The organism is Salegentibacter maritimus (assembly GCF_016236915.1).
Lineage (GTDB): Bacteria > Bacteroidota > Bacteroidia > Flavobacteriales > Flavobacteriaceae > Salegentibacter > Salegentibacter maritimus.
The window spans coordinates 19575-37669 of record NZ_JAEHOK010000028.1 but is presented as its reverse complement, the minus strand read 5'-3'; the positions used below and the strand labels follow the sequence as shown (position 1 = coordinate 37669).

Here is an 18095-nt window from a genome sequence, read left to right as displayed (position 1 = left end):
TGTAAGCTTCCCCTAATTAGAACTGCTTGATTGTCCAAAAATATTATTTTTCATTCTCCTGGCGGTACCGCCAGGAGAATGAATTTTAGCGAATGCTACCGGTGCCATTTTTCCCAGTGCATTATGAGGTCTTACGTTATTGTAATCTTCCATCTAGGTCTCAGTTTGTTCCCTTACTTGATTGAGATCTTCAAAAAGGTATTTATTGAGAACGCCTCTTCGATAAGTTCCATTGAATCGTTCAATAAAAGCATTCTGTGTAGGTTTCCCTGGTTGGATGTACTGGAAGTCGATTTCATGCATCTGGCTCCACTCTGAAGCTATTTTAGCAATAAATTCAGGACCATTATCCATTCTTATCTTTTTGGGTTTCCCTCTGCGATTAATCAAATGGTTTAGTACCCATACGACACGTTTGCTGGGCAGTGAAAAATCAATTTCTATATGCAATGCTTCCCGGTTGTAATCATCGATTACCGTTAAGCCACGGAAGCGCCTTTTGTTTTCTAAAACATCGGTCACAAAATCAATACTCCAACTACGATTAGGTGCCGTAGGAGCCTCCAGGGGGTCTTTAACCCTGGTAGGCAAACGCTTTTTCACCTTTCTTCTCAAACTTAAGCCAAGCTTTTTATAAACCCGGTACACTCGTTTGTGGTTCCAGGGCTTACCTTCATTCCTTAATCGATCGTAAGCCATCCAGAAGCCTTCCTCACTATGTTCTTTAGCTTTTTGTCGTAAGGCCTTCTCTATAGCAGTATCGTCCTTTGGGGTTGGCTTGTAATAAAAAACGCTTTTGCTCATATTTAAAACCCGGCATGCCCTGCTGATACCGTAATGAACAAGTTCTTTGGCTATGGCTCTTTTACGGCAGGGCTTTAAAGCTTTTTTTCAATGATTTCTTTGGCCATTTGATGATCCAGGGATAGATTGGCATACATCTGCTTCAGTCTTCGATTTTCCTCTTCCAGATCTTTTAGGCGCTTCAGCTCTTTGCCGTTCATACCGCCATAGCGTTCCCGCCACTTGTAAAATGCCGCTGTACTAATGCCATATTCACGGCTGATCTCTGCGGCCGTTTTTCCGTTATCAAATTCCTTTAAAATCTTTGCGATTTGCTGTGGTGAATATCTACTCTTCTTCATAATTACTGTTTAAAGTTATAAAATATATTATACTTTTAAACAGTTCGTTTTTAAGGGAAGCTTACAGAAGCTAATTGGATAAAAAAATATTTTGACAAAGAGTTTGGAAATCCTGAAAACGGAATTGACAATTATGAAAAGTACTCCCCTTTTACTCTCGAAACACAAAATATAAATAACCTAGTAAATCTTAAAGATATTAAAGTCAGATTTTATACGGAACCTGATTTAGAATGGTGGAAAGAAAACAGAAAAAACGACTACGAAGACTTAAATGCCTTTTATCTCAAAAAGCTATCAAGGAAATTAAAATTTGAATTCGAAAATAAAAATATCGAACTTATAGAAACAGAAAATAAAGGCTATCGCGCAAATGGAGAAAGACATCCACATTCTTGGAGAATCGTAGATAAAAAAGATTTGATTAAATGGATGACGGAGTAAAAACTGTGGGCAACACCATATATAAAAAATAGCTACGTCTTTTCAAAATCGAAAAATTCGGTATATTTGGTAAGTCGCCAAATCTTTTGATTTGCCTTTTGAAAAGTAAAGATAAAATCAAAGTGCAAAAGTTTTGGCTTGTTTTATGGCGGAAAATTAATCACTAATTTCAACGCTACTTTTCATATACAAAAACGTTGTGTGCAAGCTTAAAAAGAAGCTTCGAACTATCAATTTCACATAAAACTATATTAACTTTACACGGAAATACTTGGTAAGCACTGTGTTTATCAACAAAAAACCGGAGTTATCAACAACCAACCCGCATCTGTGCGGGTTGGTGAGCGAAAAGTTATTAACAAAATTTGGAAAAATGAAAGATTTAACTTCTTCAAATATAGATAGACAGAACGTATTAAATAATATAACTGTTCTTGAGAATCTTAGAAGCTATCTAGGAGTACCTGGAATGCTTTTTCAAGAGGAATATAAATATACAAAACAACAAATTTCTGAATTTTATCAAATTGATGTTGCCACAATTGAACGATACCTTGAAAATAATGAGAATGAACTTAAACATAATGGTTATACAGTATTAAAAGGAAAAAATTTAAAAGAGTTCAAAAAGGAATTTGGACATATTTTAAATTTATCAAGTAATACTGCTCACTTGGGAGTTTTCAACTTCAGATCATTTTTAAATTTAGGAATGTTATTAGTTGAAAGTGAAATTGCCAAAGCCTTAAGAAGTAAAATTCTAGATATTGTAATTGATAGTTTAAATGAAAAGGCTGGAGGATCTACAAAATATATAAATCAGAGAGATGAAGATTTTTTAAACACAATTTTAAAAGAACCTCATTATAGAAAAGAATTTACCAACGCACTCAACCTCTACTTAGATCTCGGTAATTTCAAATATCCAGTTTACACAAGTAAAATCTATGAATGCATTTTCAAAGAGAATGCTACCGAGTATAAAAAAATCTTAAATTTAAGTGAAAAGGATAATGCAAGGGATACGATGTATTCTGAAGTTCTAAAATTGATTGCCTCTTTTGAGAATGGTCTGGCACACGAAATGAAAAAAAGGTCAGAATCTTTAGAAAGAAAATTAAAAAAACATGAGATGGATGAACTACTAAATGAGTTTTCGATTCATCCATTATTTAAACCATTAATAGAAGATGCCAGAATTAAAATGGCCAGTAGAGATTATGGATTTAGAAAAGTTTTCCATGAAAATCTAAAAAACTATATCAGTACTATTTCCCAATCCGATTTTGAAAGATTTTTAGGAGAGAAAAGTAAAGCTCTTGAAGAAAGAATTGAGGAAAATATTGATGTATTTAAAAGACTGAAAAATAGATAAAATGGCATTCATTTATTTTGATTTTCATTATGCAGTTAAAGAACACGATTATATAATAGAACATTCTGGAGGTTTACATGGAGCAAAAGATTTAGGACTACTTCAAGCTACTTTAGAATTTGTACAAGATGACAATTATTATCCTGAAATAGAGGACAAAGTTTCTTACTTGTTCTACTCAATCAATAAAAATCATGCTTTTAACGATGGTAATAAGCGTTCTTCTATTGTATTAAGCGCCTATTTCTTAGAATTAAATGGATTAGATCACATCGTTTCTTTATACATGGAAATGATGGAAAATATTGCAGTGGACGTAGCAGATAATATTATTGATAGAGACCTGCTAAAAGAAATCATTACAGCAATAATCTATGATCAAGAATTAAGCTACGAGTTAAAACTTAAAATTATCAATGCTAAAACTAGAGAATAGTTTTAAGCCAGCTCATAACACCGCTTCATCGCAAATAACGGTTTTTGAATTAAAAAGTGTAATTTTAGAAACCAAGTAAGAAAAGGTTAAGCCGACAAATCCGTCTCCCCTAATCCGCTACTTGCGTTAACCGGAGACGTTGTATACAATGGCTCCAAACGAAAATCAACCTTTTAAGGTTCAAAATTTGGTTAAAATGTAACGTTTTTCCAGAAAATCAACTAATAACTTAGAAATAAGAGTTGAAATAAATTTATATAAACAATTAGAAAACAATCAAAGACATTAAATTAAAACGAAAATGGCTAGAATATTAAAATCAAAAAACACTCATCTCCTAATTTTTCTAATCACATTCGTAATTGCATTCTTAATATTCAGTACTATATTTTCAGATTGGGAGCATTTCAAAGCAGGCCTCTTTGGTTACTAAACTATTTTTAATAATTGTATTAGTATTCTAGAATTCACTCTTGAAGCTGAAATAGTTGGGTGGAAAAATCCTCATTAAATAATGATAAACACTATATTTAAAATTGAATCCAACCAAATTAAATTTATCAATTCCATATTTGGAAGAGAAAAAATAATTGTCAATGGACAGGAAAAATCAAATAAATATTCTCTTTCTGGAACAGATCACAACTTTAAAATAAAAGAAGACGATTTTTCAATAATATCAAGTTACAAGCAATTTGATATGAAAGAAATAAAACTTAAAGTTTATAAAAATGGAGATCTTGTAGATACTAAGATATTAAAATTAAGCTTTAGACAATTATTTCCCTCGATAATAATTGGAGGGATTTTAGGAATAGCACTATATCAACTTCTTAAGTTCATAATCGAAACGCTTTAAAAAAAGAGTTCAGATTAAAATTGTAAATGTCGCCACAGTATATAACAACGGTTCATCGCCAATAAGCGGCACCGTTAGAAAGAAAATAATTAACTTGACCAACAAACCAATACTAAGCCAACAAGTACGCGTCCCTTACTCCGCCAACTTGCGATAACAAAAACCGTTAGCCACAAGCTGAAAAAACGATGAACAAAGAAAAAACCAGACTTGCGAGATTGACAGCAATCCTAACCCAGTTACAATCAAAACGGATTGTAACCGCAAAGGATATTGCCGAAAAACATAATGTAAGTGTTAGAACGGTCTATCGGGACATCCGAACTCTTGAGAAATCAGGAATTCCAATCGTGACGGAAGAAGGAAAAGGCTATTCCATTATGGAAGGTTATAAACTTCCACCAGTTATGTTTACCCAAGAAGAGGCTAACGCCTTAATAACATCAGAACAACTAATCAGAAAAAATAAAGACCAATCTTTAACTGAACAATACGAAAGTGCTGTCACAAAAATCAAGTCAGTCTTAAACTACGCCCAAAAAGAAAAATCAGAATTACTGACTAACAGAATACAGATACGCAATAATCGTGAGAATGAAAAAACAAGCAATTATCTAATACAACTTCAATCGACTATATCAAATTATCAAACAATAAAAATTGTTTACCTGTCATTGGAAAACAAGCAAAGTCAAAGAAAAATTGAACCGTTTGCACTTTACACTACACAGGACAATTGGATACTTATCGCCTTCTGTAAATTAAGAAATGACTTTAGAGCGTTTCGTCTTGATTGTATCCAAAAAATAGAAATCTTGGATGGTCATTTTGAACCACATAAAATGACTTTGCAAGATTACCTTGAAAAATGTAGTGAAAAATATAAGGGCACCCCTGACACACCTTTGGCACAAGGTCAATCTACTTTTGCATTAAATCATAAAGTTTAAAAAATGCAAACAGTAAAAATTGAACCTTTTAACATTATCGGAATCTCGATTAGAACGACAAACGAGAACGGACAGGCAAGTAAAGAAATTGCTGAACTTTGGGGTAAGTTTATGTCCGAGAGTGTTTTAGCAAAAATCCCTAACAAAATTGACAATGAAATTTATTCACTTTATACGGACTATGAAGGCGACCATACAAAACCGTATACTGCAATACTTGGTTGCAAAGTTGAAAATTTAGACAACATTCCCAGCGGGATGGTCGGTAAGTCATTTAGTGGAGGAACATACACCAAGACAACTGCAAAAGGAGACTTAATGCAAGGATTGGTCGTTAACCAATGGTCTAAAATATTTGAAATGGAATTGGACAGAACCTATGATGCCGATTTTGAAATTTTCGGGGAAAAAGCACAAAATCCTTCTGATGCGGAAGTAGATTTCTATGTAGGTATAATACAAGAAACGAATGGGTAAACTAACCTTAAAGACAGCCCCAAGAGTAAATGATGTTTTTGCGAATTATCCCGACTTTGTTCGGGATAAATTGCAACATCTTCGGGAATTGGTAATAGAAACAGCAGAAGAAACCGAAGGTGTAACTGTTTTGGAAGAAACTTTGAAATGGGGAGAGCCCAGTTTTGTTACCAAAAACGGAAGCACTTTGCGAATGGATTGGAAAGAAAAAACACCTGACCAATATGCAATGTATTTCCAATGTACGAGTAGATTAGTTAATACTTTCAGGTTAGTCTTTGACGACAAATTTCAATTCGAAGGAAAACGAGCAATCGTCTTTAAATTAAACGAAAAAATTCCTGAATTAGAATTAAAGGAATGTATAAGAGCATCTTTGATTTATCACAATGTAAAAGAACAGATTACTTTGGGAATTTGAAACTAAATAAGAAAAGCCAGTGGCTAACAATGTATCTTATAAAAAATAGGCGAAGCCATAGTAAAATGAACGGTTGCGGCTCCTATCAAACTTTTTGCTTAATCGAAAGTGGCGTGCTTTGTAATCGCCTACTTTTCATATACTAAGCGTTAGGCAACATTTGAAAAATGACTTCTAACTTTTATGTTACAATATGTTACTTTAATAGTAATTATTAACATGTAATAACATAACAATTATCCATAACATGTTATTTTATGTTACATTTATTGCTATTTTTAACACGTAGTAACATGTATTATGAAATTAGAATCACCACCAAGTACCGGAAAAATTGATTTCTCAGCATATATTGACACTTTAGAAAAAGAAGAATTCACCTCATTTTTCAAAGAAACTGACAAGAGATATTTCTACTGGTCAGAAATTAAGCATAGACCAAATATTCCTTTTGATAGTACAGAAGAAGCTTGGAGAATGATTAAAGCTCATAGGCTTATAACCAGTAAGAGAGTAGACTTTGGTAACCATAAGTTTTATTATAATATCACGTCGTTTATTCAAGAAGATCTACACAATTTTGACCTAAACTTAATTGGAGGTTTATATAAAAACTCAATTACTCCTCAAGATCAAGCGGAATACTTCAAAAATAGTTTACTTGAAGAAGCTATTGCTTCCTCACAAATAGAAGGTGCAGCTACAACTACTGATGTAGCAAAAGATATGATCAAAACCGGCAGAAGACCTCGTAATGAGTCGGAACAGATGATTATTAATAACTTTCGAGCTATTCAAGAAATAGAAAATAGATTGGAGGAAGAAATGTCTATCCAATTAATATTAGATATACATGAGTTAATGACAACTCAAACTTCTGCGAGTAAATATTCTGGAAAATTTAGAGATCACCCAATATATGTTAAGGACCATGTAGATAGAGAAATAGCATTTACAGCACCTCATTACAAAGAAATAGAGGGTCTAATAAAGAGTCTAATCAAGTTCATTAATAATGATGAAGATTTTATCCACCCTATAATAAAAGCTTCTATATTACACTTTATAGTAGGTTATATCCATCCTTTTGGAGATGGAAATGGTAGAACTGCCAGAGCATTATTTTATTGGTATTTAATAAAGAAAGGATATTCCCTTTTAAAACATATATCAATATCTAGAGCAATTTTAGACTCAAGAACAAGCTATGACAAAGCGTTTCTAAAAACAGAAAATGATGATAATGATCTTACATATTTTATTACATATTCAATGAAAAGTCTCAGGCTTGCTTTTCAAAACCTTGTAAAATATAGAGATAAGAAGAGAGCGGAAAGAATCATAGCTTCAGAAGTTATGTATGAAATGATGGATAAAGGTTTTAATAAAAGACAATCAAATTTACTTGGATATCTTTTCACTAAACCAAATTCAATAATTACAATTCCCGAATACTCTAAGAAACATGATATAGTAAGACAAACTGCAAGTAGAGATTTGACCCAATTAGAAAAAAAGGGAATCCTTATTAAGCATAAGGATGGAAAAAATTTAATTTATCAATTAAATGGCATAAAGTATTTAAAACAAATTCTAGAAGAATAAGGTTTTACAACAGCGATTAACAAGGCCAATATGCGGTATTCAAGAAAATCAATAAATCAGAACTCCAAACCACAAAACAAAAAGCCGACTACTCCGCGTACTAGTTTCTGCACTGGCGGTAACCACAGCCTTTGTGCGTCACTCTAAGAAACACCCATTCTAAATGAACTATCAGACATATAAGCCTCATAAAGATTTAGAATCAATAGTCAAATTTTATTGGACATTGGAAGTTCCTTTTGACCCGAAAAATCAAAAACAAAAAATCGTGCCTGATGGATGTATAGAAATGACTTTCAATTTTGGCGACAAGATTAAAAGGTTCACTTCGGAAACAGAATTTATCCTTCATCCCAATGCTATGGTAATGGGGCAAAGAACAAAATCATTTAATATACTACCTGTTGGCAATGTTGACTCTCTGGCAATCTGCTTCTATCCTATTGGATTTGCAAATTTCGTAAAAACACCCCTTGAAAACCTGGTTGACAAGGAAATACCTATTTCAGAACTTTTCGAGCAATCAGAAGCCTATGAACTAGAGCAACAAATAATTCAAGCTATTGACACTAAAGAAAGAATTGATACTATTGAAAACTTTCTTCTGAAAAAACTAAATGAAAAAAATACGATTAGTAATATCGTGAAATCAACCGTTGATACTCTTCTCAAAACGAACGGAACAACTCCCATCAATGTTCTTTTAAAAGAAGACATTTCAAAAAGAAGACAGCTTGAAAGGCACTTCAAAAAACAAATTGGTATTAGCCCAAAACAGTTATCTAAAGCCATTCGACTGCAAGCCACTTTAAATTTGATGCTCAACAAAAAATCAGAAACACTTACAGACATTGCTTACGAAAATGAATATTTCGACCAAAATCATTTCATAAAAGATTTTAAAGAACTTGTTGGAGTAACTCCAAAGCAGTTTTTAGGCAATGAAAACATGACTCTATCTTCACTTTTCTACAAATAAATTTTGTAGTGTCGCATTTCTACTATTTTGACTTTTTGCCTACTTGTAACTTTACAATTGAATTAAAATTAGCGCATCAATGGAAGCCAAAGGAATAATTTTAGCATCGTTGGTTTCTGCAATTTGTTTTGTTTTATACACCAATTCAGGCAAGACAAATTCTCAAGCAATGGGAAAAGATACTTTAACAAATTTAAAAGCAAAAAATATGAAGAGTTACATTTCAATGTTTGAAATTCCAGCAACGGATATTTCAAGAGCAATTAATTTTTACCAGACATTGTTAGACATCAAAATAGAGAAAATGGATGTTGAAGGAATGCAAATGGGAATATTACCTTATGAAGAACAAATGGTAACAGGTATCATAATTCAGGCAGACGGATACGAGCCATCTGCAGGCGGAGTTACAATGTATTTAAACGCAGGAGAAAATCTCCAGGTAGTCCTTGACAGAGTAGAAAAAAATGGCGGACAAATCCTGGTACCTAAAACAGCTCACGCAGACGAAAGTGGGTACTTTGCTATATTCCTTGATTCCGAAGGAAATAAGATGGCTCTTAACTCTCCAAACTAACTAAGAATAGAGGGAACACACAACTTTGTATCATAAAATCGTTAGCCTTTAATTTCACAAAAGAACTTTACGTGAATTTTGGGAAAAACATTCCGATTCCGAGCAATATTTAAAGACCTGGTATGAAACAGTAAAATCATCAAACTGGAAATCACCAAATGATATTAAGAAAACGTACATAAATGCAAGCATTCTAAAGGATAACAGAGTAATTTTCAATGTTAAAGGAAATTCCTATCGATTGATTGTAAAATTCAACTATGATAGAGAATGGGCGTTTATACGATTTGTGGGAACTCACGCTGAGTATGACAAAATAAATGCGTACACGATTTACTACAAAAGGCTATGAAAATAAAACCTATAAAAACAAAAAAAGATTACGAACAGGCTTTACAACGATTAGAAGTGATTTTTGATGCCGACTCATCTTCAAAAGAAGGAGATGAAGCGGAAATCTTATCACTCTTAATCGAGAATTACGAAAACCAACATTACCCAATTGAAGCTCCAGATGCAATAGAAGCTATAAAAATAAGAATGGAAGAAATGAATCTTAAACAAAAAGATTTAGTAGGAATCATTGGTGGAAAAAGCAGGGTTTCAGAGATTCTCAATAAAAAGAAAAGATTGACGGTAGATATGATTAGAGAATTAGAACGGGTTTTACATATTTCCGCTTCCGTTCTTGTGAATAATTATCAGCTATCGAAGTAAAAAAAGGGCAAAAATGAACTGAGCTAACTTCCAGATAAATTATCTTATTTTTGCCGCAAAATTTTCATCAAAATAAGGCAATCCTGTTTTAGAAGCTTCTACCTAGCTAAAACATCCGCCAACCAAAAAATATAAACAAAATCTACCTCCTTGTTCTCTTAATAAAAACTTCCTGTAGTTTTTTGGTAAGGCTGTCTTTTCGGGTTATATAAACTTTTTTATTATGGCGGGTAATAGAGCTTACGGGAATAATTTGGGTGGTGGTACCGGTAACGAAAACTTCTTCTACTTCTACCAATTCATCAAAATGTACAGCTTTTTCAATCACTTTAATATTTAAACTGGCGCAAATATTAATAACTTCGGCGCGAGTTATGCCCGATAAAATTTCAGGACCTTCGGGATGCGTATACACCACACCATACTTTACAAAAAACAGGCTGGAATGTGAACCTTCGGTAAAATACCCGTTACGCAGCAGTAAATTCTCATGAAATCCAGCTGAAATAGCCGCCTCATTTGCCATTACATTCGCCAGTAAGGCAGTAGACTTAATATCACATCTATGCCAACGTTTATCTTCGCTTGCCATCACATGCCAGGTCTTTTTTTCAAAACCTTCTAAAGTTACTTTAAAGGCATACAATAAAATACTGGTTTCAATCTTTTCGGGAACAAAATGACTTCTGGGCCCCGCCCCCCTACTTACCTGGATATATACCGCAGCATCGGCATTGTTCAAGCCGGCCCGGTCTATGGCTTCTAACATTAACTCTTCTAGACTAAAAGCATTAAAAGTTATTTGTATTTGGTCTAGAGAATATTGTAAACGCTTAAGATGCTCCTTTAGTTTAAAACCTTTTCCTTTATAGAAAGGGGTCACCTCATAAACACCATCACCAAACATAAATGCCCTGTCAAAAACCGGGACAAAGGCTTCATCGGGCTTTAACCACTTTCCGTTTAAATAAACCTCTTTAGGATACTGTTTTTCAGGTTTCATAGTAATAAATTTGTTCTCCGTAAAAAATCATAATGTAAAATGGTCGTCATCCTGAACCTGCCCGACAGTGCAGACGGGCTTGTTTCAGAGCCTGCTCCTAAATTTATTCGGAGATCTAAATTGAGTGTATCGTACTATTATGTTAGATTCCCGAAAAAAATCGGGATAAAGTCTGAAATAACTCAGCATGACGATTTGTTCTTGATTTTGATCTTATGAGTAAACCGGACATATTTAACTAAAATATTGATGCAACTGCTGCAACCATTGTATTTCGTAATAACGTACAATACTTATAACTATTACCCCGGCGGCTACATATATCCACGAATAGCTATCTCGTTTTAACATAAGCCCTCCTACTACGGCAAAAATCACAAAAGGAATGGCCATTATAAGGTTGGGTAAGGGCCATGCATCATTAAATAACACAGCTATAATTTTCATCGCACCATAAAAAACACTGTAAAATAAAATGATTTTACTTATAAGTGCCTTTAAATTTCTTTGCTTCATTTACTCGTATTTTTTAGGAGATTTTCGGTATTTGGTAGCCTTTTCAAAAGCCAAAACCCCGGCAGTTGTTGCCATTTTCTTTGTATTGATATTATCTTTAATCAATACCGGAATGTCGCAAAAAGACCATTTTTTTCAGAATTATTAAGCTTCTTATCCTTTTCTTTTGCTTCTTCCAGCAAATTACGATTCAAAGAAACAACCGAATTTAAAGACAATTTATTTTTCCCATCACATTGCCCGATTCTGTATAAATAAAATAGGGAAAGCCCTTTGTAAGTGAGTTTCCCATTTTTGATAGCTGATTGGATTTGAGTGATATCCTTATCTAAAATAAATGCTTTTAGCCGGTTGTAATCATCTACAGAAAAAAGGGTCAAATTACTAGTAAAAGGTTCCCATAAAACGTTTTGAAAAATATTCCTGCTAACTAAAATTTCAAACTTCTTCTCATTCTCATAATTTTCCTCTTCATTGGCATTTGCTTGTTTCAGGTTAGCATAAGGCTTTCTAACATCCTGCTCATTTCCGCAATAAATAAAAGCAGAAAATATAGCAGAGAAAAAGTTTTTTCATCTTTTCCAAAAATTCTAAGCTACCAAAACTTATCAGTTATTTGAGTCTGGCCACAAGGATTCTTATTTTTTAAAGAAAGAGTCTACAAATTCATATTTATTGAAAACCTGTAGGTCTTCTATACCTTCCCCAACGCCAATATATTTTACCGGAATTTGAAATTGATCGCTTATACCTATTACCACACCGCCTTTTGCTGTACCATCCAATTTAGTAACCGCAAGCGAGGTCACCTCTGTAGCCGCTGTAAATTGTTTTGCCTGCTCAAAAGCGTTTTGTCCGGTAGAACCATCTAAGACCAATAATACCTCGTGAGGAGCATCGGGAACAACCTTTTGCATTACGCGCTTTACTTTGGTAAGCTCGTTCATTAAATTCACTTTATTGTGCAACCTCCCCGCGGTATCTATAAGTACCACATCGGCATCTTGTTTTACGGCACTTTGCACCGTATCAAAAGCCACAGAAGCGGGGTCACTTCCCATTTTTTGTCTTACGATAGGCACCTCGGTCCTATCTGCCCAAATTTGCAACTGGTCTATAGCGGCAGCCCTAAAGGTATCGGCAGCACCCAATACCACTTTTTTACCGGCACTTTTAAATTGATGCGCCAACTTACCGATGGTGGTTGTTTTTCCCACCCCATTTACACCAACTACCATAATAACATAAGGTTTTACATCGGGTAATTGAATATTGGCGGCCTCCCCATTTTCGGTTTCTGATAGCAAACCGGCAATTTCCTCGCGAAGTATTCTATTTAACTCGTCGGTGCCCAGGTATTTATCCCTGGCCACACGATCTTCTATTCTATTAATAATTTTAACGGTAGTGGTAACACCAACATCGCTACTTACCAGCACGTCTTCCAGATCGTCTAAAACCTCATCATCTACTTTAGATTTTCCGGCAACGGCCTTACTCATTTTAGACATAAAGCTGGTTTTGGTCTTTTCCAGACCTTTATCCAGATTTTCTTTTTTATCTTTTGAAAATATCTTTTTAAATAAACTCATTTTTGGAAGGTTTAAAATCAACAAATTCCGAAAGTTTGTTTCCGAAATTTCAAGTGGTAAATATACACAAAAAGAAAAAGCCGTCCAGAGATTATCCAGACGGCTTTATAAATGTTTTCAAGGTAGTTTGCTCGAATTACTTTTTCTTTAAAAAGTCGTTCACTTCTTCCGGAGCCATAATTTGTTCTACAAAAGTATAGGCACCAGACTTTGGAGATTTAACCATTTTTATTGCTTTGGTCAATCTCTTAGACCCTGTTTGTATCGATGCTACTGATTTCTTAGCCATAACTTATTATTTTATCTCTTTATGAACCGTCATTTTCTTAAGGATTGGATTAAATTTCTTTAATTCCATCCTGTCCGGTGTATTCTTTTTATTCTTGGTAGTAATGTACCTTGAAGTTCCCGGTTTCCCGGTAGCTTTATGCTCTGTACATTCTAATATAACCTGTACCCTGTTTCCTTTCTTTGCCATTGTAATGTGTTTTTATCAGGATTATTTTTTCAAAAATCCTTTTTCTCTCGCTTCTTTAATTACAGCAGAGATACCTTTTTTATTAATATCTTTAAGTGCAGATGTAGATACTTTTAAAGTGACCCATTTATCTTCCTCAGGAATAAAAAAACGTTTCTTTACTAAATTAGCATTAAATCTACGCTTGGTTTTATTCATAGCGTGAGAAACATTGTTCCCAACCATTGCTTTTTTACCAGTAAGTTCACAAACTCTTGACATTGCTCTATTCTTTTCTCGTTATTTCAAAACAGGCTGCAAATTAACGATTTTTTCACCTAACAAACAATATTAATTTGAAAAAAAATATCAGGTTTACAATTTTTCTTCTTTCTTTGGGTTTCTTCAGCTAAAAGCCAGTGTTTACTTTAGGTTGTAACCAACTTAGATTAGGTATTGATTTCCAGTTTAAAGGAATCAATACCTCGAACATTTAAAATACTGAATTTCAATTATTTCAACTAAAATACTCACAAGTTTTATTATACAAAATCATCTACAAATTCTGTGCTTTCACCTGCTGAAACAACTCGGCTCTAATCATTTCTATACTTTTGCTTACCGCTTTCCTAATTACTTTGTCACGATGATTTCCTAAGTTAAATTTCTTTGCATACACCTGTTTTGGGGTTGCAATACCTATAAAAACAGTTCCAATTTCTGCATCGGAATCACCTTTTGTTGGGCCTGCATTGCCGGTTGTAGAAATCGCATAATCGGTTTTAAAAAGATCTTTAACATTTTTAGCCATGGCCATAGCCACTTCTTCGCTAACCACCGAATGTTCTTCTATTAGCTTTTTATCTATTTTTAAAACATCTTCTTTAGCACTGGTGGCGTAACTTACTACACTGCCTTTATAGTAATTAGAAGCTCCCGGAGGAGTGGCAAATAAGGCCGCCAATTTTCCACCTGTGCAGCTTTCGGCGGTGGCTATTGTTGCTCTATTTTTTAAAAGTAGTCTGGAAATTTGTATTTCAACCGGCTCGTCATCTTCGTAGCCCACAATTATATCACCAATAATACTGTGAAGCTTACTAACCAGGCTCTCTATACTATTTTTAAGGTGCTCTTCATTATCTCCTTTAGCGGTTAGGCGCAACCGCACTCTGCCCAGGTTTGGTAAATAAGCCAATTTAATATATGCCGGAAGGCTATCTTCCCAGTCTTCAATTTTTTCAGCAATGGCACTCTCTCCCATCCCGTATGTTAATACGGTTTTATGCAAAATAACAGGCCTTTTAAAGTTTTGCTGGAGCCTTGGGATTACTTCACCTTCTATTAAAGCTTTCATTTCAAAAGGAACACCGGGTAGAGATACGTAAACTTTGTTCTCGCTTTCAAACCACATTCCGGGCGCAGTTCCAAACTGGTTTTTTAATGCCGCAGCTTTTGAAGGCAACATGGCCTGCTTTCTGTTTAAATCTGAAATTGGAGTTTCTATATACTTCTCAAACAGAAATTCTATATGCCTTAGAACCTCGTCGTTATTAACGAGTTTATCTTCAAAAAATTCACATAAACAATCTTTGGTGATATCATCTTTGGTAGGCCCCAGGCCACCTGTAATAATTATAATATCGGCACGATTTTTAGCTTCGCTCAGCGCTTCCAGAATATGACTTCTCTCGTCTTCTACCGTAGAAATTTGTTTTACGGAAACACCAATCTTATTTAATTCTTTTGCGATAAAAGCAGAGTTGGTATCTACTATCTGGCCTATAAGGATTTCATCTCCAATAGTAATTATTTCTGCCTTCATTCCAGCTCAAAATCTCTTTTAAGTGCAATACTGGCTACATTTACCTTTTTGGTAATTTTACTGGCTGCCTGCGGCACTTCATCCTTTTTCTTTCCGGCTTTGGCCCATGATTCTATCACTTTTACTTCGTCCATTAACTCTAAGCCAAAAAGTTGCAAATTAGGCTTCATTTTATGGGCATATTGATAGGCCAGTGTGGGGTTATCGTTTGAAATTGCCTCATTCATAGCCTCTACGTCTGGGGGAATCTCCTCTAAAAAAGTCTGCACCACCACCTTCATGAAATCATCGTCACCACCGGCCATTTCTTTAACTTCACTTAAATTGTAGTTGCTCATATCACTATTTTGTTTGAATTGAAAAAATTTGTTGTTCTTCTATAAATCCGGTTAATCTATCATTTACTGCAACCTTGCCTACTCCGGCCGGTGTTCCTGTAAAAATAATATCCCCTATTTTTAAAGTAAAAAATTGGGAAATATAAGCGATTAGCTCATCAATTTTCCAAAGCATTAATGCTGTATTCCCTTTTTGTACGGTTTCCCCGTTCTTTTCTAAACTAAAGTTAAGCATATTTATATCGGCTATCGAATCTTTAGTCAACCATTTTTCTCCTACAACCGCAGCCCCATCAAATGCTTTTGCCTTTTCCCAGGGCAAACCTTTTTCCTTTAATTTCTGCTGAAGATCCCTGGCGGTAAAATCTATACCAAGTCCAACTTCATCATAATATTTATGCGCAAATTTTTCCTGAATATGTTTTCCTACTCTTTTGATCTTTATCAAAACTTCTACTTCGTAATGCACTTCTTCAGAAAAATCTGGTATAAAAAAGGGCTGTTTTTTTAATAAAATGGAAGTATCGGGCTTTAAAAAAATTACCGGTGCTTCGGGTTTTTCATTTTTCAATTCAGAAATATGATCGGTATAATTTCTACCTATACAAATTATCTTCATGCTTCAATAATTAATCGGTTAGTTTAATTTTAAAAGCAGGAGCAGGAATCTCCCCTTTAAAAACCGAATGAGAATTATCTAAATTATTCATTTTTTTCCAACCATTAATATCCTTAAAGAAAGATTTGAAATCTTCACCTCCTTCTTCCAACACACCTTTAAATACGGGTAAATATTTAACTACCTTATAATCTTTATAGTGAAGTGTATCTGTTTCCCGATATACCCGATAATCTTTCTTTTCAATATACTTATTTTCTTCAATAAATAGATGCTCTACAGCTACGAAAAAACCTTCTTTAGGTATTGAAATCTTATATTTAAGCAAAGGAATTTTTGCCTTTGCCCTATGGTCTTCTCGTTTTATAATTAAGTCTTCGGTTAGCAAATCTCCTGAAGGCTTTCCATCTTCTCCTACATTTAATATTCTTAACCTGAATTTAGACCTTCTATTCATCTTTATATCGTTAGAAAAAAATCTAACCTCTATCTCTTCTACAAAACAAGCTGCAGTAAACTTTTTAGGCCTGGCATAATAACGTGCCACCATACTTGGAAACTGCCCGCCACTAAAGTTGCCCAGCCCAATGCTTTCTTTTCCACGAAAATCATTAATCTTTTTAGAATTCTCCCCGGTAATATTGTATAAATATACTGTTTCAAGATCATCCACGCCCGGTTGCAACTTTACGACCCTGCTATCCAGATCAGACAGTTTTAATTTTCTGGTTTCAAACCCTACATAACTAAATTTAAGGCTAGCAGAAGAATCAACACCTTTAAGGACAAAAGCAAACCTCCCCTGAGCATCTGTAGAAATACCTTTATGCTGCTCCTCTAAAACAATATTCACATAAGGTAAACCTTTTAAAGAAACGGCATCTACCACCTGGCCCACCACATGGTTTTGCTGAGCACTTAAAAAATCACAGCAAAGCAGAAGCAATACGATAAAAGTTTGCTTCATTTTTTATTAAGACAATTTATTATTTAGCTTTCTTAGTTTTATAGCAGTAAGTACCTTTTTTGTGTACAAAGGAAAGTCGGCATTTTGAATCCAACCATAATAACCCGGTTCGTCTTCCAATACCTTTTCTACATTTTGCCCTTTAAATTTACCAAAGGCAAAAATCTCTTCTCCTTTTTTATTGAAAGCTATAAAGCCGGCAAAATCGGCAAAACGTTTTCTGGCAGAATAATCGGCCAAATACTTCATATCGTTTTGTAAGTCGTCGTAACGATCTAACTGCGATTTTAAAACTTCATAAGTAGCAGTGGTATCGGCTTCAGCACTGTGGGCATCTATTAAATCTTTTCCGCAGTAAAACTGATAAGCAGCCGCCAGTGTTCTTTGTTCTTTTTTATGAAAAATGGTTTGCACATCTACTGCTACAACATTTTTCATTTCAAAATCTACGCCGGCACGTAAAAGTTCCTCTACCAATAAGGGAATATCAAATCTATTTGAATTATACCCGGCCAGGTCACAGCCTTTTATCATTTCGTGAACCTGGGAAGAAAGTTCTTTAAAAGTTGGCTCATTGGCTACTTTTTCATCTGAAATACCATGAATGGCCACCACTTCTTTTGGGATTTTCATTTCGGGGTTTACCAACCAGGTTTTACTTTCCTTATTTCCGTTAGGAAAAACTTTAAGAATGGCAATCTCTACAATACGATCTTTAGCCACATTTGTTCCGGTAGTTTCCAAATCAAAAAAACAAATGGGTTTGGTTAGGTTTAATTCCATAGAATGGGCTTGG

22 protein-coding genes and 2 pseudogenes are annotated in these 18095 nt (G+C 34.4%); 11 read left to right on the top strand and 13 right to left on the bottom strand.

What is annotated here, in order from left to right; translation table 11 throughout:
* Window positions 1-12: 12 nt before the first annotated feature.
* Window positions 13-1145: pseudogene (locus I6U49_RS15360) on the bottom strand (IS3 family transposase).
* 817 nt (window positions 1146-1962) lie between these two features.
* On the opposite strand from I6U49_RS15360, the gene I6U49_RS15355 reads away from it, so the two are divergent.
* The 11 genes and pseudogenes from I6U49_RS15355 to I6U49_RS15305 all read left to right on the top strand — a co-directional run bounded on the left by I6U49_RS15355 (window position 1963) and on the right by I6U49_RS15305 (window position 9985).
* On the top strand, window positions 1963-2964 hold the full coding sequence (locus I6U49_RS15355; protein WP_198629492.1) for a DNA-binding protein: 1002 nt from the start codon (window positions 1963-1965) through the stop codon (window positions 2962-2964).
* Between the two features lies 1 nt (window position 2965).
* A complete protein-coding gene (locus I6U49_RS15350; protein WP_193710950.1) occupies window positions 2966-3400 on the top strand; it encodes a type II toxin-antitoxin system death-on-curing family toxin in 435 nt (144 codons plus the stop codon).
* A 514-nt stretch (window positions 3401-3914) separates the two neighbouring features.
* Window positions 3915-4259, top strand: a complete 345-nt coding sequence (locus tag I6U49_RS15345) for a hypothetical protein (RefSeq protein WP_193710951.1) — start codon at window positions 3915-3917, stop codon at window positions 4257-4259.
* Between the two features lie 188 nt (window positions 4260-4447).
* The gene (locus tag I6U49_RS15340) at window positions 4448-5209 is read left to right on the top strand and encodes a helix-turn-helix transcriptional regulator (protein WP_198629491.1); all 762 of its coding nucleotides are present in this window, start codon (window positions 4448-4450) and stop codon (window positions 5207-5209) included.
* A 3-nt stretch (window positions 5210-5212) separates the two neighbouring features.
* Window positions 5213-5686, top strand: a complete 474-nt coding sequence (locus I6U49_RS15335; RefSeq protein ID WP_198629490.1) for a GyrI-like domain-containing protein — start codon at window positions 5213-5215, stop codon at window positions 5684-5686.
* Window positions 5679-6107: a DUF1801 domain-containing protein gene (locus I6U49_RS15330; protein WP_198629489.1), complete on the top strand. Its 429-nt coding sequence runs from the start codon at window positions 5679-5681 to the stop codon at window positions 6105-6107. The genes I6U49_RS15335 and I6U49_RS15330 overlap by 8 nt, the downstream gene beginning before the upstream one ends.
* Before the next feature lie 300 nt (window positions 6108-6407).
* Complete coding sequence (locus I6U49_RS15325; protein WP_198629488.1) at window positions 6408-7712, top strand: Fic family protein; 1305 nt, start codon at window positions 6408-6410, stop codon at window positions 7710-7712.
* Window positions 7713-7875: 163 nt separating this feature from the next.
* Window positions 7876-8691: an AraC family transcriptional regulator gene (locus I6U49_RS15320; protein ID WP_198629487.1), complete on the top strand. Its 816-nt coding sequence runs from the start codon at window positions 7876-7878 to the stop codon at window positions 8689-8691.
* A gap of 79 nt (window positions 8692-8770) precedes the next feature.
* Window positions 8771-9268, top strand: coding sequence for a VOC family protein (locus I6U49_RS15315; RefSeq protein WP_232804743.1), 498 nt, complete (start codon window positions 8771-8773; stop codon window positions 9266-9268).
* Between the two features lie 58 nt (window positions 9269-9326).
* Window positions 9327-9620, top strand: a pseudogene (locus I6U49_RS15310) (type II toxin-antitoxin system HigB family toxin); the annotation flags it as partial.
* A complete protein-coding gene (locus I6U49_RS15305; RefSeq protein WP_198629486.1) occupies window positions 9617-9985 on the top strand; it encodes a helix-turn-helix domain-containing protein in 369 nt (122 codons plus the stop codon). The pseudogene I6U49_RS15310 and the gene I6U49_RS15305, both read left to right, overlap by 4 nt.
* Before the next feature lie 142 nt (window positions 9986-10127).
* On the opposite strand, the gene I6U49_RS15300 is transcribed toward I6U49_RS15305, so the two are convergent.
* The 12 genes from I6U49_RS15300 to I6U49_RS15240 all read right to left on the bottom strand — a co-directional run bounded on the left by I6U49_RS15300 (window position 10128) and on the right by I6U49_RS15240 (window position 18082).
* Complete coding sequence (locus tag I6U49_RS15300; protein ID WP_198629485.1) at window positions 10128-10988, bottom strand: aminotransferase class IV; 861 nt, start codon at window positions 10986-10988, stop codon at window positions 10128-10130.
* Window positions 10989-11222: 234 nt separating this feature from the next.
* Window positions 11223-11504 carry a hypothetical protein gene (locus tag I6U49_RS15295; protein WP_193710958.1) on the bottom strand — a complete coding sequence of 94 codons (282 nt, stop codon included), beginning with the start codon at window positions 11502-11504 and terminating at the stop codon, window positions 11223-11225.
* 101 nt (window positions 11505-11605) lie between these two features.
* Window positions 11606-11884 carry a hypothetical protein gene (locus tag I6U49_RS15285; RefSeq protein WP_198629483.1) on the bottom strand — a complete coding sequence of 93 codons (279 nt, stop codon included), beginning with the start codon at window positions 11882-11884 and terminating at the stop codon, window positions 11606-11608.
* A gap of 258 nt (window positions 11885-12142) precedes the next feature.
* Window positions 12143-13096, bottom strand: a complete 954-nt coding sequence (gene ftsY / locus I6U49_RS15280) for a signal recognition particle-docking protein FtsY (protein WP_193710960.1) — start codon at window positions 13094-13096, stop codon at window positions 12143-12145.
* A gap of 136 nt (window positions 13097-13232) precedes the next feature.
* Window positions 13233-13385 carry a DUF4295 domain-containing protein gene (locus tag I6U49_RS15275; protein WP_193710961.1) on the bottom strand — a complete coding sequence of 51 codons (153 nt, stop codon included), beginning with the start codon at window positions 13383-13385 and terminating at the stop codon, window positions 13233-13235.
* 6 nt (window positions 13386-13391) lie between these two features.
* Window positions 13392-13574, bottom strand: a complete 183-nt coding sequence (gene rpmG / locus I6U49_RS15270; RefSeq protein WP_029034962.1) for a 50S ribosomal protein L33 — start codon at window positions 13572-13574, stop codon at window positions 13392-13394.
* A 21-nt stretch (window positions 13575-13595) separates the two neighbouring features.
* A complete protein-coding gene (gene rpmB, locus I6U49_RS15265; RefSeq protein WP_037320239.1) occupies window positions 13596-13835 on the bottom strand; it encodes a 50S ribosomal protein L28 in 240 nt (79 codons plus the stop codon).
* Window positions 13836-14109: 274 nt separating this feature from the next.
* Window positions 14110-15375 carry a competence/damage-inducible protein A gene (locus I6U49_RS15260; protein ID WP_198629482.1) on the bottom strand — a complete coding sequence of 422 codons (1266 nt, stop codon included), beginning with the start codon at window positions 15373-15375 and terminating at the stop codon, window positions 14110-14112.
* Complete coding sequence (locus tag I6U49_RS15255; RefSeq protein ID WP_193710963.1) at window positions 15372-15713, bottom strand: Hpt domain-containing protein; 342 nt, start codon at window positions 15711-15713, stop codon at window positions 15372-15374. The genes I6U49_RS15260 and I6U49_RS15255 overlap by 4 nt, the downstream gene beginning before the upstream one ends.
* 4 nt (window positions 15714-15717) lie before the next feature.
* Window positions 15718-16332, bottom strand: coding sequence for a fumarylacetoacetate hydrolase family protein (locus tag I6U49_RS15250; protein WP_193710964.1), 615 nt, complete (start codon window positions 16330-16332; stop codon window positions 15718-15720).
* 10 nt (window positions 16333-16342) lie between these two features.
* Window positions 16343-17299: a carboxypeptidase-like regulatory domain-containing protein gene (locus tag I6U49_RS15245; protein WP_198629481.1), complete on the bottom strand. Its 957-nt coding sequence runs from the start codon at window positions 17297-17299 to the stop codon at window positions 16343-16345.
* Window positions 17300-17305: 6 nt separating this feature from the next.
* Window positions 17306-18082, bottom strand: a complete 777-nt coding sequence (locus I6U49_RS15240; RefSeq protein WP_193710967.1) for a 3'-5' exonuclease — start codon at window positions 18080-18082, stop codon at window positions 17306-17308.
* Between the last annotated feature and the right edge of the window lie 13 nt (window positions 18083-18095).

What these genes read in the sequence shown, in the direction of transcription:
- I6U49_RS15355 (WP_198629492.1), top strand. Translation starts at nt 1,963, where the DNA reads ATGAAAGATTTAACTTCTTCAAATATAGATAGACAGAACGTATTAAAT.
- I6U49_RS15350 (WP_193710950.1), top strand. Translation starts at nt 2,966, where the DNA reads ATGGCATTCATTTATTTTGATTTTCATTATGCAGTTAAAGAACACGAT.
- I6U49_RS15345 (WP_193710951.1), top strand. Translation starts at nt 3,915, where the DNA reads ATGATAAACACTATATTTAAAATTGAATCCAACCAAATTAAATTTATC.
- I6U49_RS15340 (WP_198629491.1), top strand. Translation starts at nt 4,448, where the DNA reads ATGAACAAAGAAAAAACCAGACTTGCGAGATTGACAGCAATCCTAACC.
- I6U49_RS15335 (WP_198629490.1), top strand. Translation starts at nt 5,213, where the DNA reads ATGCAAACAGTAAAAATTGAACCTTTTAACATTATCGGAATCTCGATT.
- I6U49_RS15330 (WP_198629489.1), top strand. Translation starts at nt 5,679, where the DNA reads ATGGGTAAACTAACCTTAAAGACAGCCCCAAGAGTAAATGATGTTTTT.
- I6U49_RS15325 (WP_198629488.1), top strand. Translation starts at nt 6,408, where the DNA reads ATGAAATTAGAATCACCACCAAGTACCGGAAAAATTGATTTCTCAGCA.
- I6U49_RS15320 (WP_198629487.1), top strand. Translation starts at nt 7,876, where the DNA reads ATGAACTATCAGACATATAAGCCTCATAAAGATTTAGAATCAATAGTC.
- I6U49_RS15315 (WP_232804743.1), top strand. Translation starts at nt 8,771, where the DNA reads ATGGAAGCCAAAGGAATAATTTTAGCATCGTTGGTTTCTGCAATTTGT.
- I6U49_RS15305 (WP_198629486.1), top strand. Translation starts at nt 9,617, where the DNA reads ATGAAAATAAAACCTATAAAAACAAAAAAAGATTACGAACAGGCTTTA.
- I6U49_RS15300 (WP_198629485.1), bottom strand. Translation starts at nt 10,988, where the DNA reads ATGAAACCTGAAAAACAGTATCCTAAAGAGGTTTATTTAAACGGAAAG.
- I6U49_RS15295 (WP_193710958.1), bottom strand. Translation starts at nt 11,504, where the DNA reads ATGAAGCAAAGAAATTTAAAGGCACTTATAAGTAAAATCATTTTATTT.
- ftsY (WP_193710960.1), bottom strand. Translation starts at nt 13,096, where the DNA reads ATGAGTTTATTTAAAAAGATATTTTCAAAAGATAAAAAAGAAAATCTG.
- I6U49_RS15275 (WP_193710961.1), bottom strand. Translation starts at nt 13,385, where the DNA reads ATGGCTAAGAAATCAGTAGCATCGATACAAACAGGGTCTAAGAGATTG.
- rpmG (WP_029034962.1), bottom strand. Translation starts at nt 13,574, where the DNA reads ATGGCAAAGAAAGGAAACAGGGTACAGGTTATATTAGAATGTACAGAG.
- rpmB (WP_037320239.1), bottom strand. Translation starts at nt 13,835, where the DNA reads ATGTCAAGAGTTTGTGAACTTACTGGTAAAAAAGCAATGGTTGGGAAC.
- I6U49_RS15260 (WP_198629482.1), bottom strand. Translation starts at nt 15,375, where the DNA reads ATGAAGGCAGAAATAATTACTATTGGAGATGAAATCCTTATAGGCCAG.
- I6U49_RS15255 (WP_193710963.1), bottom strand. Translation starts at nt 15,713, where the DNA reads ATGAGCAACTACAATTTAAGTGAAGTTAAAGAAATGGCCGGTGGTGAC.
- I6U49_RS15250 (WP_193710964.1), bottom strand. Translation starts at nt 16,332, where the DNA reads ATGAAGATAATTTGTATAGGTAGAAATTATACCGATCATATTTCTGAA.
- I6U49_RS15245 (WP_198629481.1), bottom strand. Translation starts at nt 17,299, where the DNA reads ATGAAGCAAACTTTTATCGTATTGCTTCTGCTTTGCTGTGATTTTTTA.
- I6U49_RS15240 (WP_193710967.1), bottom strand. Translation starts at nt 18,082, where the DNA reads ATGGAATTAAACCTAACCAAACCCATTTGTTTTTTTGATTTGGAAACT.